General features: G+C 74.4%; 16 protein-coding genes. 11 read left to right on the top strand and 5 right to left on the bottom strand.

The genetic code is table 11. The features are described 5' to 3' along the window. Positions 1-23: 23 nt before the first annotated feature. The 3 genes from glmM to HLI28_RS04850 all read left to right on the top strand — a co-directional run bounded on the left by glmM (position 24) and on the right by HLI28_RS04850 (position 2,971). Positions 24-1,388, top strand: coding sequence for a phosphoglucosamine mutase (gene glmM, locus HLI28_RS04860; protein ID WP_171246382.1), 1,365 nt, complete (start codon positions 24-26; stop codon positions 1,386-1,388). Then, positions 1,385-2,080, top strand: a complete 696-nt coding sequence (locus HLI28_RS04855) for a peptide deformylase (RefSeq protein WP_171246381.1) — start codon at positions 1,385-1,387, stop codon at positions 2,078-2,080. Before glmM ends, HLI28_RS04855 begins: the two co-directional genes overlap by 4 nt. A gap of 195 nt (positions 2,081-2,275) precedes the next feature. Continuing rightward, positions 2,276-2,971 carry a DedA family protein gene (locus tag HLI28_RS04850; RefSeq protein WP_343035666.1) on the top strand — a complete coding sequence of 232 codons (696 nt, stop codon included), beginning with the start codon at positions 2,276-2,278 and terminating at the stop codon, positions 2,969-2,971. Here the strand turns inward: HLI28_RS04850 and coaA are convergent. After that, entirely contained in the window at positions 2,957-3,916 is a 960-nt protein-coding gene (gene coaA / locus HLI28_RS04845) for a type I pantothenate kinase (protein WP_216077391.1), read from the bottom strand. The two genes, HLI28_RS04850 and coaA, sit on opposite strands and share 15 nt — an antisense overlap. A gap of 179 nt (positions 3,917-4,095) precedes the next feature. Between coaA and glmS the strand changes: the two genes are divergently transcribed. The 3 genes from glmS (at position 4,096) to HLI28_RS04830 (ending at position 6,792) form a co-directional block, all read left to right on the top strand. Next, positions 4,096-5,994, top strand: coding sequence for a glutamine--fructose-6-phosphate transaminase (isomerizing) (glmS, locus tag HLI28_RS04840; protein WP_171246379.1), 1,899 nt, complete (start codon positions 4,096-4,098; stop codon positions 5,992-5,994). 97 nt (positions 5,995-6,091) lie between these two features. Next, positions 6,092-6,445: a nucleoside triphosphate pyrophosphohydrolase family protein gene (locus HLI28_RS04835; protein WP_171246378.1), complete on the top strand. Its 354-nt coding sequence runs from the start codon at positions 6,092-6,094 to the stop codon at positions 6,443-6,445. Next, positions 6,442-6,792: a holo-ACP synthase gene (locus HLI28_RS04830; protein ID WP_171246377.1), complete on the top strand. Its 351-nt coding sequence runs from the start codon at positions 6,442-6,444 to the stop codon at positions 6,790-6,792. The genes HLI28_RS04835 and HLI28_RS04830 overlap by 4 nt, the downstream gene beginning before the upstream one ends. 92 nt (positions 6,793-6,884) lie before the next feature. On the opposite strand, the gene HLI28_RS04825 is transcribed toward HLI28_RS04830, so the two are convergent. Beyond that, positions 6,885-7,940, bottom strand: coding sequence for a TIGR03560 family F420-dependent LLM class oxidoreductase (locus HLI28_RS04825; RefSeq protein ID WP_171246376.1), 1,056 nt, complete (start codon positions 7,938-7,940; stop codon positions 6,885-6,887). 96 nt (positions 7,941-8,036) lie between these two features. Between HLI28_RS04825 and HLI28_RS04820 the strand changes: the two genes are divergently transcribed. After that, positions 8,037-9,659 carry an NAD(P)H-hydrate dehydratase gene (locus HLI28_RS04820; protein ID WP_171246442.1) on the top strand — a complete coding sequence of 541 codons (1,623 nt, stop codon included), beginning with the start codon at positions 8,037-8,039 and terminating at the stop codon, positions 9,657-9,659. 5 nt (positions 9,660-9,664) lie between these two features. Then, a complete protein-coding gene (locus HLI28_RS04815) occupies positions 9,665-10,183 on the top strand; it encodes a GNAT family N-acetyltransferase (protein WP_171246441.1) in 519 nt (172 codons plus the stop codon). Here HLI28_RS04815 and HLI28_RS04810 read toward each other — a convergent pair. Genes HLI28_RS04810 through HLI28_RS04800 form a run of 3 tightly spaced genes read right to left on the bottom strand, consistent with a single transcriptional unit; the run spans position 10,158 to position 12,123 of the window. Continuing rightward, positions 10,158-10,640, bottom strand: coding sequence for a glutathione peroxidase (locus HLI28_RS04810; protein WP_171246375.1), 483 nt, complete (start codon positions 10,638-10,640; stop codon positions 10,158-10,160). The genes HLI28_RS04815 and HLI28_RS04810 overlap by 26 nt on opposite strands. Positions 10,641-10,648: 8 nt before the next feature. Next, positions 10,649-11,494, bottom strand: coding sequence for a cytochrome c biogenesis protein CcdA (locus tag HLI28_RS04805; RefSeq protein ID WP_171246374.1), 846 nt, complete (start codon positions 11,492-11,494; stop codon positions 10,649-10,651). Positions 11,495-11,499: 5 nt separating this feature from the next. Further along, positions 11,500-12,123, bottom strand: coding sequence for a TlpA family protein disulfide reductase (locus HLI28_RS04800; protein WP_171246373.1), 624 nt, complete (start codon positions 12,121-12,123; stop codon positions 11,500-11,502). Between the two features lie 82 nt (positions 12,124-12,205). Here HLI28_RS04800 and HLI28_RS04795 point away from each other — a divergent pair, with 82 nt between their 5' ends. Genes HLI28_RS04795 through tsaE form a run of 3 tightly spaced genes read left to right on the top strand, consistent with a single transcriptional unit; the run spans position 12,206 to position 14,997 of the window. Beyond that, complete coding sequence (locus HLI28_RS04795; RefSeq protein ID WP_171246372.1) at positions 12,206-13,177, top strand: pseudouridine synthase; 972 nt, start codon at positions 12,206-12,208, stop codon at positions 13,175-13,177. 13 nt (positions 13,178-13,190) lie between these two features. After that, positions 13,191-14,462, top strand: a complete 1,272-nt coding sequence (gene alr, locus HLI28_RS04790) for an alanine racemase (RefSeq protein WP_343035665.1) — start codon at positions 13,191-13,193, stop codon at positions 14,460-14,462. Continuing rightward, positions 14,455-14,997, top strand: a complete 543-nt coding sequence (gene tsaE, locus HLI28_RS04785) for a tRNA (adenosine(37)-N6)-threonylcarbamoyltransferase complex ATPase subunit type 1 TsaE (protein WP_171246371.1) — start codon at positions 14,455-14,457, stop codon at positions 14,995-14,997. The genes alr and tsaE overlap by 8 nt, the downstream gene beginning before the upstream one ends. Positions 14,998-15,008: the final 11 nt, after the last annotated feature.

Below are 15,008 nucleotides of genomic sequence, written 5' to 3'. Positions count from 1 at the left end.
GACCGGGTGTCCAAGGAGGACTGATGGGACGACTTTTCGGCACGGACGGTGTCCGTGGCCTGGCCAACCGTGACGTGACCGTCGAGCTCGCGCTCGACCTGGGCAGCGCGGCCGCCGACGTGCTCGGCCGGCGCACCGACACCGTCGGGCACCGCCCCAAGGCGGTCGTCGGGCGGGACCCGCGCGCCTCGGGCGAGTTCCTCTCGGCCGCGGTCTCGGCCGGGCTCGCCGGGTCGGGCGTCGACGTCGTCGACCTCGGCGTGGTCCCGACCCCCGCGCTCGCCTACCTCGTCAGCGCCATGCAGGCCGACCTCGGCGTCATGGTCTCCGCCTCCCACAACCCGATGCCGGACAACGGCATCAAGTTCTTCGCCCGCGGGGGACGGAAGCTGGACGACGGCGTCGAGGACGAGATCGAGGCGCTCCTGGGCACCAGCCGGGTGCGGCCCACCGGAGCCGACGTCGGCCGGATGCGGACCGACGCCGGCCTGGCGACCCGCGAGTACGTCGACCACGTGACGGCCAGCATCGGCACGACGCTCGACCACCGGCCGCTGGACGGCCTGCGCATCGCCGTGGACGCCGCCAACGGCGCGGCCAGCCAGGTCGGCCCCGAGGCCCTGCGCGAGGCCGGGGCCGACGTCGTGGTCATCAACGCCAGCCCCGACGGCCGCAACATCAACGAGAAGGCCGGCTCGACCCACCCCGAGCAGCTGCAGGCCGTGGTCGTGGCCGCCGAGGCCGACTTCGGCGTGGCCTTCGACGGCGACGCCGACCGCTGCCTGGCCGTCGACCACGGCGGTGTGCTCGTCGACGGGGACCAGATCCTCGGCATCCTGGCCAAGTCGCTGCGCGAGGACGGGCACCTGCCGCACGACACCCTCGTGGTCACCGTGATGAGCAACCTCGGCCTGCTGCTGGCCATGCGCGACGCCGGGATCACCACGCGCCAGACCGCCGTCGGCGACCGCTACGTGCTGGAGGACATGCGCGCGGGCGGTTTCGGCCTCGGTGGCGAGCAGTCGGGGCACATCATCCTGGCCGAGCACGCCACGACCGGTGACGGCGTGCTCACCGCCCTGCACCTGGCCGCACGCGTCAAGGCCTCCGGCAAGCGCCTGGCCGACCTCGCGGGCGAGATCCCGCGGCTGCCGCAGACGCTGATCAACGTCAAGGACGTCGACAAGACCCGCGCGAGCACCGACGAGCGCGTGGTCGAGGCCGTGGCGGCCTCCGAGGCGGTCCTCGGCGAGACGGGCCGTGTCCTGCTGCGCCCCTCGGGCACCGAGCCGGTCGTCCGGGTCATGGTCGAGGCCGCCAGCCAGGCGCAGGCGGACGGCGTCGCGGAACGGCTCGCCGCCGTGGTGCGGGAGCAGCTCGCCCTGTGACCGGCTGGCCGGGCGCCGTCGTGCCGGAGCTCGCCGCGGCCGTCGCCGACCTGCTCGACGTGGCCGACCGGCAGCCCGAGCGGCCCGGCGTGCTGCCGGTCGTCCAGGCCGGGGACCCGGTGCTGCGCCGCACGGCGGCGCCCTACACCGGGCAGCTCGGCGACGTCCTGCCGCGGCTGCTGGAGGCGATGCGCCGCACCATGCACGCCGCACCGGGCGTCGGCCTCGCCGCCCCGCAGATCGGCATCGGGCTGGCGATCGCGGTCTGCGAGGACGCCGGGGTCCCCGACGACCCGCGCGACCGGGGGCCGCTGCCGTACCGCGTGCTGGTGAACCCGCGCTACGAGCCCGTGGGCGAGGACGCCCCGGCGCCGGACGGCACCGACGCCGGGGACGCCGCGTTCTACGAGGGATGCCTGTCCGTGGCCGGCTGGCAGGCTGTCGTGGCGCGGCCCCGGCACGTCCGGCTGACGTGCCGCGACGAGCACGGCGCACCCGTGCAGGAGGTCCTGTCCGGGTGGCCGGCGCGCATCGTGCAGCACGAGACCGACCACCTCGCCGGCCGGCTCTACCTCGACCGGGCCGAGACGCGGTCGCTGGCCACGACCGAGAACCTGCTGCGGCACTTCGGCGCGGACCCGGACCCCGGTCGCGCCGCGCGGGCGCTCGGGTTCGAGCTGCCCGACCGGTGAGGGGGTCCGCCCCGCGGGGCTCCTCGTCGAGGTCGCGGGACGGGTCCGTGAATCCCCTGTGAACGTTCGTGGCGCGAGCGCTCCCGACGGCGTCGGGGGACGACCCCGGCCCGCTGTTCCCCCTACGCTGGTTCCCGGGCACCGGACGGTGCCACGGGACACCGGGGCCGCCCGGCCGACGAACCGAGGGATCGCGTGCCAGGACTGACGACGCTGCTGGGGCAGATCGAGGGATGGATCCTCGAGATCGCCGCGTCGGTGTGGATCTACCCGGCCATGTTCGCGTCGGCCTTCATCGACGGCTTCTTCCCCCCGGTGCCCAGCGAGTCGGTCCTCGTGACCCTCGTGATCTCCGCCCAGGCCACCGGCCTGCCCTGGCTGTGGCTGATCATCCCCATCGCCGGCATCGGCGCCTGGTGCGGCGACAACCTCGCCTACGTCCTCGGCCGACGGGTCGGCACCGACCGGATCGGCATGCTGCGTTCCCGCCGCGGACGGAAGGCCGTCTCGTGGGCCCGCCGGGCGCTGGCCCGCCGGGGCGCGGTGTTCATCATCGCCGCCCGCTACATCCCCGTGGGCCGCGTCGCGGTCAACATGACGGCCGGCGCCGTCGGCTACCCGCAGCGCCGGTTCATGATCTTCTCCGGCATCGCCGCGGTGCTCTGGTCGGCCTACTCGACCCTCATCGGCGTCGCCGCGGCGGGCGTGCTCGGGCACGACCCGCTGCTGGCCATGGCGGTCGGGGTCGTCGGCGGCGGGCTGCTCGGCCTCCTCGTCGACCGGGTCGTCCAGCTCTTCACCCCGCGCGACGAGGTGCTGGAGGAGATGCGCGAGCAGGCGCCGCTGCCGCAGGAGGTCGGCGTCGGCGCCGACGACTCAGAGCTTGCGTAGCCGGACCCGCTGGACCGAGTGGTCCGCACCCTTGCTCATGACGAGCGTGGCGCGGCTGCGGGTCGGCAGGACGTTCTGCTCGAGGTTGACGGCGTTGATCGTCTCCCAGATGTGCAGCGCCCGCTGCGTCGCCTCGGCGTCCGACAGCTCGGCGTAGCGGCGGAAGTAGGACTCGGGTCGGCTGAACGCCGTGCGGCGCAGCTTGAGGAAGCGGTCCACGTACCACTGGCGGATCGTGCGGGTGCGGGCGTCGACGTAGATCGAGAAGTCGAAGAAGTCGCTGACCGCGACGGTCGACTCGTCGATCGAGGAGTACCGCGCCGGCTGCAGCACGTTGAGGCCCTCGACGATGAGCACGTCGGGGCGGCGCACGACGGTCCGCTCGCCCGGCACGATGTCGTAGGTCACGTGGGAGTACACCGGGGCGCGGACCTCGGCCTGCCCCGCCTTGATCCGGGACAGGAACCGGATGAGCGCACGGCGGTCGTAGGACTCGGGGAACCCCTTGCGGGTCATGAGACCGCGCCGCTCCAGCTCGGCGTTCGGGTAGAGGAACCCGTCGGTGGTGATCAGCTCGACGTGCGGCGTCTCGGGCCAGCGCGCCAGCATCTCGCGCAGCACGCGTGCCGTCGTCGACTTGCCCACCGCGACCGACCCCGCGACACCGATCACGTACGGGGTGCGGGGCGGGTCCTCGCCGAGGAAGGTCGACGTCGCCCGGTGCAGCCCGCCGGTCGCCGTGACGTACAGGTTGAGCAGCCGGGACAGCGGTCGGTAGATGGCGTCGACCTCGGCCAGGTCGATCGGGTCGTCGAGGCCCCGCAGCCGTTCGACGTCCTCGTCGGTGAGCGGCAGCGGCGTCTGCTCGGACAGCCGGCTCCACGCCGCCCGGTCGAAGTCGACGTACGGCGAGACGGGGGCGAACCGGGACAGGTGCTCGCTCAGCGGGTGCGGCGGAACCGGAGCGCCCGCCGGGCTGGACTGGCTCGCGAAGGTCACAGGAACGATTCTGCCCGAGACGGGGGCGATGCCGACAATCCGGCCCCCGGCAGGTGCCGCCGCCGGGCCTCGTCCGGGTCCCACGGGCACCGGCGCGGACCGGGTGCGCGGGTAGACTCCGCGGCATGTGTGGCATCGTCGGATACGCCGGGGCGCGCTCTGCAGGAGCGGACGCCGTCGCCGGAGACCTGGGCGCGAACGAGCGCCCGCTGGAAGTCGCCCTCGCCGGGCTGAAGCGGCTCGAGTACCGGGGCTACGACTCCGCCGGGGTCGCGCTGGTGGGCCCCGGGCGGGACGTGGCGGCTTTCGCCAAGAAGTCCGGCAAGCTCGACAACCTGGTCGGCGAGATCGCCCTGCACCCCCTGCCCCCCGCGACCGCCGCGATCGGGCACACGCGGTGGGCCACGCACGGTGGCCCGACCGACACCAACGCCCACCCGCACCTGGCCGACGGCGACCGGCTCGCCGTCATCCACAACGGCATCATCGAGAACTTCAGCGCCCTGCGGCAGGCGCTCACGGCGAGCGGCGTCGAGTTCCTCTCCGAGACCGACACCGAGGTCGCCGCACAGCTCCTGGCCCGCGAGTACCGCACCACCGGGGACCTCACCGCCGCGATGGCGGCCACGGCCCGGCAGCTCGACGGCACCTTCACGCTGCTCGCCGTGCACGCCGACGACCCGACGACGGTCGTCGGGGCCCGGCACGACTCGCCGCTCGTGGTCGGGCTCGGGGAGGGCGAGAACTTCCTCGGTTCCGACGTCGCCGCGTTCGTGGAGCACACCAAGGAGGCCCTCGAGCTGGGGCAGGACCAGATCGTCACGATCACCCCGGACGCGGTGACCGTCACCGACTTCGCGGGGAACCCCGCCGAGGGCAAGCGGTTCACCGTCGACTGGGACGCGGCCGCCGCCGAGAAGGGCGGCTTCGACTCCTTCATGGACAAGGAGATCCACGACCAGCCGCACGCCGTCGCCGACACGCTGCTCGGCCGCACGGACGCGGCGGGCCGCATCATCCTCGACGACCTGCGCATCGACGAGGCCGTGCTGCGCAGCGTCGACAAGATCATCGTCATCGCCTGCGGGACGGCCGCGTACGCCGGCCACGTCGCCAAGTACGCCATCGAGCACTGGTGCCGCATCCCGGTGGAGGTCGAGCTCGCCCACGAGTTCCGCTACCGCGACCCGATCGTCGACGAGCGCACCCTCGTCGTCGCGATCTCGCAGTCCGGCGAGACGATGGACACCCTGATGGCCGTCCGGCACGCCCGCGAGCAGGGTGCCAAGGTCCTCGCCATCGTCAACACGAACGGTTCGACGATCCCGCGCGAGTCCGACGCCGTGCTGTACACCCACGCGGGTCCGGAGATCGCCGTCGCCTCGACCAAGGCGTTCCTGGCGCAGATCACCGCGGCCTACATCCTCGGGCTGTACCTGGCCCAGCTGCGCGGCAACAAGTTCCCCGACGAGGTGGCCCAGCTCTTCGACGAGCTGCGCGACATGTCCCGCAAGGTGCAGACCGTCATCGAGCGCGGCGAGTACGTGCGGGCCACCGCGCGGTCGATGGAGGCCGCCGACAAGGTGCTGTTCCTCGGCCGGCACGTCGGCTACCCCGTGGCGATGGAGGGGGCGCTCAAGCTCAAGGAGCTCGCCTACATCCACGCCGAGGGGTTCGCGGCCGGCGAGCTCAAGCACGGGCCCATCGCGCTCATCGACGAGGGCCAGCCGGTCTTCGTCGTCGTGCCGTCCCCGCGGGGCCGCGACCAGCTGCACTCCAAGGTCGTCTCGAACATCCAGGAGATCCGGGCGCGCGGTGCCCGCACGCTGGTGATCGCCGAGGACGGCGACGACGAGGTGCGCAAGTACGCCGACGAGATCTTCTGGATCCCGCAGGCCCCGTCGCTGCTGCAGCCGCTGCTGGCCGTGGTGCCGCTGCAGATCTTCGCGATGGCGCTCGCCGGCGCCAAGGGCCTGGACGTGGACCAGCCCCGCAACCTGGCCAAGTCGGTCACGGTCGAGTGACGCGGGTGCCGGCGGGGCGGACGCGCCGTCCCGCCGGGCACCGCGCCGTCCGGCCTGCTCTCGCCGGACCGGCCGCCGGGAGGGCATGATCGGCACCATGGGCGACGCACGGACCCTCGCAGGGCTCGCGGACGAGATCGAGATCATCTCGCGGGTCTACGAGCGCGTGTTCGACGTGCCGCGCTCGGACGACTGGCTGGTCCTCAAGCTCCACGAGGAGGTCGGGGAGCTGACCCAGGCCTACCTGGCGCGTTCGGGGCGCTCGCGCGACCGGGGCGAGGACGCGGCCGCGGTCGACGCGGCCTTCCGCGCGGAGCTGGCCGACGTCCTCGGGATGCTGCTGCTCGTGGCGCGCCGGTTCGACGTCGACCTCGACGCCGAGGTGCAGCGCAAGTGGTTCCGCTGGCGCCATCTCGTGGAGCCGCAGGACGAGGAGGGTGTGCGCCGGTGATCATCGGGGTGGGGATCGACGTCGTGGACGTCGAGAGGTTCATGGCCACGTTGGAGCGGACCCCGCGGCTGCGGGAGAAGCTGTTCACGGAGGCCGAGCGCGACCTGCCGGCGTCGTCCCTGGCGGCGCGTTTCGCGGCCAAGGAGGCCATCGCCAAGGCCCTCGGCGCCCCGGGCACCATGCACTGGCACGACGCCACCGTGCACCGGGTGGTCGGCGGGCCGCCGCAGGTCGAGCTGCGCGGATCGGTGCAGGCCCGGGCCGACGAGCTGGGGATCCGGCGCTGGCACCTGTCGATCTCGCACGACGCCGGGATCTCCTCGGCGATGGTGGTCGCCGAGGACTGACCTCCCCGTCCGCCGACCATGCTCCCGGTGTCCGTCCGGCGAAGCCGACGAGCCGCCAGGACATGATCGGCGGAGGGGGCGAGGGCGGGGGATCAGTCCTGGAGCGCCGGGACGACCTGCCGCTGGAACAGCTCGATCTGGTCGCGGTCCCCGACGGCGTTCGCGAAGTACGTGATCGCGTACGTCATGCCGCGCGACTTCAGGTCCTGGAGCGTCTCGACGATCTGCTCCGGGGTGCCGACCAGCGGGCCGTTGCGCCAGCCGTGGATCTCGCGCTCCCCGGGCTCGCCGGGGGCGTACCGCGAGAAGTGCGACTCGACCCAGGCCAGCTTGTCGTCGATCTCGGCCTGGTTCTCGCCGATCACCACGTTGTAGTTGGCCGAGCGGGTGATCGCCCCGAAGTCGGTGCCGACGTCGGCGCAGTGCTGCTCCAGGATCCGGGACTTGTGGTCGAAGGCCTCCGGCTCGCCCGAGAAGTTCGTGTACTGCGCGTACTTCGCGGCGGTGCGCAGCGTCTTCTTCTCGCCGCCGCCCGCGATCCACAACGGGATGCTCGGGACCTCGGCCCCGCCGTCACCGACGGGCAGCTTCTGCAGCGGCTGCGGGTAGCACAGCGCGCCGTCGACCTGGTAGCGCTCGCCCTCGAACGTGCCGGAGGAGCCCGTGCGCCACATGTTCGCCATGATCTGCACGCCCTCGTCGAGCGCGCGCAGGCGCTCGCCGGCGCTGGGGAAGCCGTAGCCGTAGGCCCGCCACTCGTGCTCGTACCAGCCGGCGCCGATGCCCATCTCGACCCGGCCGCCGGAGATCGCGTCGACGGTGGAGGCGACCTTCGCCAGGTAGGTGGGCTCGCGGTAGGCCATGCAGGTGCACATCTGGCCCAGGCGGACCCGCTGGGAGGCCGCCGCGAAGGCCGACATCAGCGACCAGGCCTCGTGGGTGGCCTCCGTGCTGGGCACCGGCACCGTGTGGAAGTGGTCGTAGACCCAGACCGACTCCCAGGCGAACTCACCCCCCGGGACCGCCTCGCCCGCGGCGGCGTTGTCGGCGTAGTGGAGGAGGGAGAGCATCGTCTCCCAGTGCTGCTCCGGCGGGACGTCCGTGAGCGACATCCGCCAGCCCTGCGGGATGAAGAGTCCGAATCGCATGCCGCCGAGCCTATTCCTCCGCCGAGCCGGGCGCCGTCCGGCGCCGTCGCGTGGTGCCGCTGCGAGTCGACCGGGGGAGACGGCATGATCGACGGCATGATCTCCGCGTGGTCCGCCGACGACGTCCGTGCCGCCGAGGAGCCGCTCCTCGCGGCGGGTGCGCCCCTGATGGCGCGCGCCTCGTTCGCCCTGGCGACGCAGGTCCTGGCCGACCTGCGGGCCCGACGGCGGCACGTCCGCGGGGCGCGGGCCGCCCTGCTGGTCGGTGCCGGGAACAACGGTGGTGACACGCTGCACGCGGGCGCCGTGCTGGCCCGGCGAGGCGTCGCGGTGACGGCGGTGCTCACCGCCGAGCGGGTGCACGGCGAGGGGCTCGCCGCGCTGCGCGGCGCCGGGGGACGCGTCGTCGAGCTGGCCGCGGCACCCGACCGCGCCCCGGCGGTGGCGGCCGAGGTGTCGGCTGCCGACGTCGTGCTCGACGGGCTGCTCGGCATCGGTGCCCGCGGGGCCTTGCGCGGACCGGCCGCCGACCTCGTCACCGAGCTCACCGCCGTTGTGGGTATGGAATCTGCGGAGCATGACCGCTCCGGCTCCGCAGATTCCATACCCACAGCCGCGGGCGGGGTGACTGCGGGCGCCGGCCGGCCGTGGGTCGTCGCCGTCGACCTGCCGTCCGGGATCGGGGTCGACGACGGCACGCTGCCCGGACCGGTGCTGGCGGCGGACCGCACGGTCACCTTCGGCGTCGCCAAACCCGGTCTGCTGCTGCCACCCGCCGCCCGCGTGGTCGGCGAGGTCACCGTGGTCGACATCGGCCTCGAGCCCGTCGGTCCGCCGGCGGTGCGGCGCCTGGAGGCCGCCGACGTCGCCGTCTCCTGGCCGGTCCCCGGCCCGTCCGACCACAAGTACACCCGCGGGCTCGTCGGGCTCGTCGCCGGCACGGCCACGTACCCGGGTGCCGCGGTGCTCGCAGCCTCCGCCGCGGTGCGCACCGGCACGGGGATGGTGCGCTACCGCGGGTCGGAGCCCGTGGCGCGCACCGTCCTGGCAGCCCGTCCGGAGGTGGTCACCGCCACGGGACGTGTCCAGGCCTGGGTGGTCGGGCCCGGTGTCCCCACCACGCGCGACCGCGACGACCCGGCGGACGACGGGCAGCACGACCGCGGCCGGGGCGCCCTCGCGGTGGCACGGGGCGACCTGCCGGGGATGCCGTACGGACCGGTGCCCGCCGTCGTCGACGCGGGCGGTCTGCCGCTGCTGGGGGAGACCAGCCCGCCGTGGTTCGTCCTCACCCCCCACGCCGGTGAGCTCGCGGGTCTGCTGCGGTCCCGGGGGGAGGACGTCCACCGGGACGACGTCGAGGCGGCGCCGCTGCGCTGGGCGCGACGCGCCCACGAGCTCACCGGGGCCACGGTGCTGCTCAAGGGCGGGGTGACGGTCGTCGCCGGCACCGAGGGCGCGTGGGCCCAGGCGGACGCCCCGGGATGGCTCGCCACGGCCGGTGCCGGGGACGTGCTCGCGGGAATCCTGGGCACGATGCTCGCCGCGCGCGCGACCGACGTCGTCGAGCGGCCGGCGCTCGCTGCGGAGGTCGCGGCCGCGGCCGCGCTGGTCCACGGGTCCGCCGCCGAACGCGCCAACCCCGGCGGACCCGTCGCGGCCCTGGACGTCGCCGAGGCCGTGCCGGGCACGGTGTCCACGCTGCTCGGCCTCCGGTGACCGAGATGACCGCGGACTCGTCCGCGCCGGTGACCGTCCGCCCGGCCCACGTGGGTGACGTGCCGGCGATCGAGGAGGTCCAGGAGGCGGCCGGCCGTGCCGAGCTGCTCGACGGCGTCCGCGCGGCCGTGCCCGACCCGGAACGTCTCGTCCTGGTCGCCGAGGCGGAGAGGGCCGTGATCGGCTGGGCCAAGACCCACCGGTTCCGCTGGACGGACGGCGTCGCGCCGGCCGGTCACTACCTGGGCGGGGTGACCGTGACCCCGGCCTGGCGGCGCCGCGGCGTCGGGACGGCGTTGACCGCCACCCGGATGGACTGGCTCGCGGGTCGGGCCGCCCGGGTGTTCTACCTGGCCAACGCCCGCAACACCGCGTCGCTCGCGCTGCACCGGCGCTGGGGGTTCCACGAGGTGGTGCGCGCCCCGGTGCTGCACGGCGTGCGGTTCGCCGGCGGTGTCGGCGTGCTGCTGGCGGCCGACCTGCCCGGCCCCTCCGGGATCAGCGCGGGAGGTGGGCCTCGATGACCTCGACGATCTCGGGGTCGTCCGGCACGGTCTGGGGGGCGTAGCGGCGCACCTCGCCCCCGGGCAGCACGAGGAACTTCTCGAAGTTCCAGCGGATGCGTCCGTCGTGGCCGCCCGCGTCCGGGGTCTTCGTCAGTTCCTGGTACAGCGGGTGCGCCTTGCGGCCGTTGACCTTGACCTTGGACACCACCGGGAACGTCACCCCGTAGGTGGCGGAGCAGAACTCGGCGATCTTCTCGTCCGAGGACAGCTCCTGGAAGAACTGGTTGCTGGGGAACCCGACGACCGTGAAGCCGCGGTCGGCGTACTTCTGCTGCAGCTGCTCCAGGGCCGTGTACTGGGGGGTCAGGCCGCAGCGCGAGGCGACGTTGACGACCATCACCACGTCCTCGCGGTGCTCGGCCAGGGTCGCGGTGCTGCCGTCCATCCGGTCGAAGGGGATGTCGTAGAGGTCCATGGGCCCCATCATGCCCGGTGCCGGCGCCACCAGGTGAGGCCCCCCACCGAGGCCAGCACCACGAGGAGGACGACGAGCAGCCCGACCCAGCCGAGCCCCTCCGCCGCCGAGGCCAGCCACCGCTGGACGGCGGCGGCACCCTCGACCACCGGGTCCGTGCCGGCCCCGGCGTGCAGCACGCGCAGCTCCCAGAACCCGTACCAGGCGACGTACAGCCCCGCGACGACGAGGATCCCGCCCCCGACCCGGGCGAGCACCGGTCCCGCCCCCCGGGCGCGGGAGACCACTCCGGCACCGGCCACGGCGACGACGACGGCGGCCGTGCCGACGAGCAGGGCCATGCCGGCCGCATAGGTGGCGAACAGGGCGACACCCTCTGCCACCGACCCGGCGCGGAAGGCCGTCACGACCACGGCGAGGAACGGGGCGATCGTGCAGGTGAGCGAGGCCAGGGCATAGGAGGCTCCGAACCCGACGACGGACCACCACCGGTCCGTGAGCGGCCGCCCGGACCCGGTGCGCAGCAGTCGCAGACCGGGCAGCTCGCGCCCCGTCAGGACCCAGACCCCCGCCGCGGCGAGCACGACCCCGAGCACCAGGGTGAACACGGGCAGCCAGCGCTGGACCGAGCTGGCGACCGGGGCGACGACCAGCCCGAAGGCGCCGAACACCGCGACGAACCCGAGGGTGAGCGCCGCGGTCGAGCGCAGGGCACGGCCCACGGCGGCGGCCCGGCCGTCGTCGGGCCGGACCAGCGTCGCGAGATAGGCGGGCAGCAGGGCGAACCCGCACGGGTTCACGGCCGCGACCAGCCCGGCCCCGAGCGCGAGCGCGAACGCACCGTCGCCGAGCACGTCGCTCAGCCCGCGAGGTCGGCGACGACGGACTCGAGCTCGGAGCCCGGCACCTGACCCTCGAGGACGACCTCGCCCTCGGCGTCCAGGACGACGAACGTCGACTGCTGGGTCATGCCGAAGTGCTGCCACACCTCGCCGGCGTCGTCGACGAGGTGGGTCGGGCCGGCGATGTCGTTCTCGGCCATCTCGCGGATCGCCTCGGCGTCGTCCAGGCCGCCGACGCCGACCACCGCGACCTCGCCGTCGTAGTCCTCGGCGAGGCCGGTGACCGTGGGGATCTGCCCGATGCAGGTCGGGCACCAGGGCGCCCAGAACCACAGCACCGCTGGTGACCCGGCGAGCTCGCTGCCCTCGAACGTCCCGCCGTCGAGCGTGGTGGCGGAGAAGTCGTACACCGGTGCGGCATCGCCCGACGCCATGTCGCCGGCGCCCTCGCCCTCCGACATCTCCTCCTCGGCCGTCGCGTCGTCCTCGGCGCCGGACATCTCCTCGTCGGCCGGCTCCTCCGACATCTCGGTGGTGGTCGACGCCCCGCCCGCCGAGGTGTCCTCCTCGGTGGCGCACCCCGCCGCGAGCAGGAGGGTCAGGGTCACGGCGGCCGTCGCCGCACCTCGTGTCGTTCTCATGCCCCCAGTCTGTGCCGGGGCCGGGCCCCTGCCCAGGGTCCGGCGCCTTACGGGGTCGTGACGGCGCGCGAGAATGGGTGCCATGCCGTCCCCGCGCAAGCACGTCCCGCCCCTGCCGGTGCGGGACGGCCTGAACCCCACCCGGCTCGTGCTGCCGCACGACGCCGCCGCCGTGGCGCGGTACGCCACGGCCGCCGGGTACCTGCTGGCGCGGTTCCCCGACGACGCCGACCGGCTGCGGGACAAGCTGGCCGCGGGCGAGGTCGTCACGGGGGACGGCACACCCGTCACGCGGGACACCCCCTACGAACCGCGGGGGTTCCTCTACCTGTACCGGGACCCGCCGGCCGACGAACCCGCCGTGCCGGCGCTCGCGGACCTCGAGGTGCTCCACCGGGACGAGAACCTGCTGGTGGTCGACAAGCCGCACCGGGTCGCCACCATGCCGCGCGGCCGCTGGGTGACCCAGACGGTGCTGACGCGGCTGCGGCGCGAGCTGGACCTGCCGGACCTCGTCCCCGCGCACCGCCTCGACCGCCCGACGGCGGGTGTGCTGGTGCTGACGGTCCGGCCCGAGGTGCGCGGGCCCTACCAGCTCGTCTTCCAGGAGCGGCGCGCCCGCAAGGTGTACGAGGCCGTCGCCCCGCTGCCGGCGGGGTCCGACGGCACCCCCGGGTTCCCGCGCACGGTCCGCTCGCGCATCGTCAAGCGCCGCGGCGTCGTGCGCGCCGAGGAGGTGCCCGGCGAGCCCAACGCCGAGTCGTGGATCGACCTGGTGGACCGCGACGAGCGGCGAGGGCTGGGGCTGTACCGCCTCGAGCCGCACACCGGCAAGACGCACCAGCTCCGGCTGCACATGGCCGGTCTGGGGCTGCCGATCCGGCACGACCCGTTCTGGCCCGTCCTGCGGGCCGTGGCCGACGACGGCGCGGACGACCGCGGTGAACCCCTGCAGCTGCTGGCCCGCTCGCTGAGGTTCGACGACCCGCTGACCGGTGAGCGGCGCACGTTCACCTCCCGCCGTCGGCTGGGCGACTGGCCCACGGGCCAGTGAGAGAATCGCCACCGTGACGACTCCCGCCTTCGCCGACGGCACCCCTGCCCGCGCGATCGTCGACCTCGACGCGATCCGCGACAACGTCCGCGCGCTGCGCGGCCACGCGCCGTCGGCGGACCTCATGGCGGTCGTCAAGGCCGACGGCTACGGTCACGGGATGCTCCCGGCGGCCCGCGCCGCGCTGGCCGGCGGGGCGACGTGGCTGGGAGTGGCGACCGCCGAGGAGGCGCTCGCCCTGCGGGCGGGGCTCGACACCGACGTTCGCGTGCTGGTCTGGCTGCTCGTGCCCGGGGCGCCGTTCGCCGAGCTGATCGCCGCGGACGTGGACGTGACCGTGGCGGCGCCGTGGGCGCTCGAGGAGATCGCGGCCGGGGCGCGCGCGGCCGGGCGGACCGCCCGGGTGCACGTCAAGGTCGACACGGGGCTGTCCCGCAACGGTGTCGCGATGCGCGACCTGCCGGCGGTGGTCCACCGGGCTGCCGAGCTCGAGGCGTCGGGCGAGCTGCGGGTGGTCGGCGTGTTCTCGCACCTGGCCTGCGCGGACGAACCCGGACACCCGTCGATCGACCGCCAGGGCGCGGCGTTCGACGACGCGCTGGCGCAGGTCGCACGGGCCGGGCTGCGCCCCGAGGTGCGGCACCTGGCGAACTCCGCGGCGACCCTGACCCGCCCGGACCTGCATCACGACCTCGTCCGCCCCGGGATCTCCGTGTACGGCAACTCGCCCGGCCCGGGCGTCGGCCCGCCGGGACGGTTCGGGCTGCGTCCGGCGATGACTCTCGAGTCGCGGCTGGCCAACGTCAAGCAGGTGGCCGCCGGCGAGGGTGTCTCCTACGGTCACACCTACACCACGACGCAGGACACGACCGTCGGGCTCGTCCCGCTGGGGTACGGTGACGGCGTCCCCCGGCACGGCTCCGGCGGTGCCGGCAGCCCGGGAGCGCCCGTGGCCGTCGGCGACGGGGCCAGCGCCCGCGTGCTGCGGGTGGCGGGGCGGGTCTGCATGGACCAGTTCGTCCTGGACCTCGGGCCCGGTGCCACCGAACGCGCGGGCGACCTGGTGACCCTGTTCGGTGCCTCGGACGGGGTGGCGCACGGGTCGCCGCTGCCGAACGCCCAGGACTGGGCCGAGGCCGCCGGGACCATCAGCTATGAGATCGTGACGCGGCTGGCGCCGCGCGTGCCCCGCGTGTACGTCCCCGCGGCCGGGACGGACGCCGTCGGCACGTCCGCGCCGGTGACCGCAGACGACCCCGAAGGAGAGAGGCAGAGCCGTGAGTGACGTCGTCGCGCAGGTGGCGCTGGAGCTGCCGGGCGCCGCGGACGCCCGGGCACTGGGCGGAGCCCTGTCCGGCCTGCTCCGCGCCGGGGACCTGGTGATCCTCACCGGTGACCTCGGAGCGGGCAAGACCACCCTCACCCAGGGCCTGGGCCGGGCGCTGAACGTCCGGGGGCAGATCGCGTCCCCGACGTTCATCGTCGCCCGGGAGCACCCGCCGCTGCGGCGCCAGGACGGCACGACCGGTCCGGCGCTGGTGCACGTGGACGCCTACCGGCTGGGCGGGCTGGACGAGCTGGACGCCCTGGACCTGGACTCCTCCCTCGACGAGTCCGTGACCGTCGTCGAGTGGGGCCGCGGTCTGGCCGAGACCCTCACCGAGGACCGTCTCGAGGTCGACCTGCAGCGGCCTCGCGGCGGCGAGGTGGACCCGGAGCACCCCGAGGCCGGTGTCCGGCGCGCCACGGTGCGCGCCGTGGGCCCGCGCTGGGCCGGCGTCGACCTCACCCGCCTGGTGCCGCGCCCGCGCCCGAGCTGAGCCCCCGCTCG

Source organism: Isoptericola sediminis, assembly GCF_013085345.1.
Lineage (GTDB): Bacteria > Actinomycetota > Actinomycetes > Actinomycetales > Cellulomonadaceae > Isoptericola > Isoptericola sediminis.
This window is presented reverse-complemented; position numbering and strand designations above follow the sequence as displayed.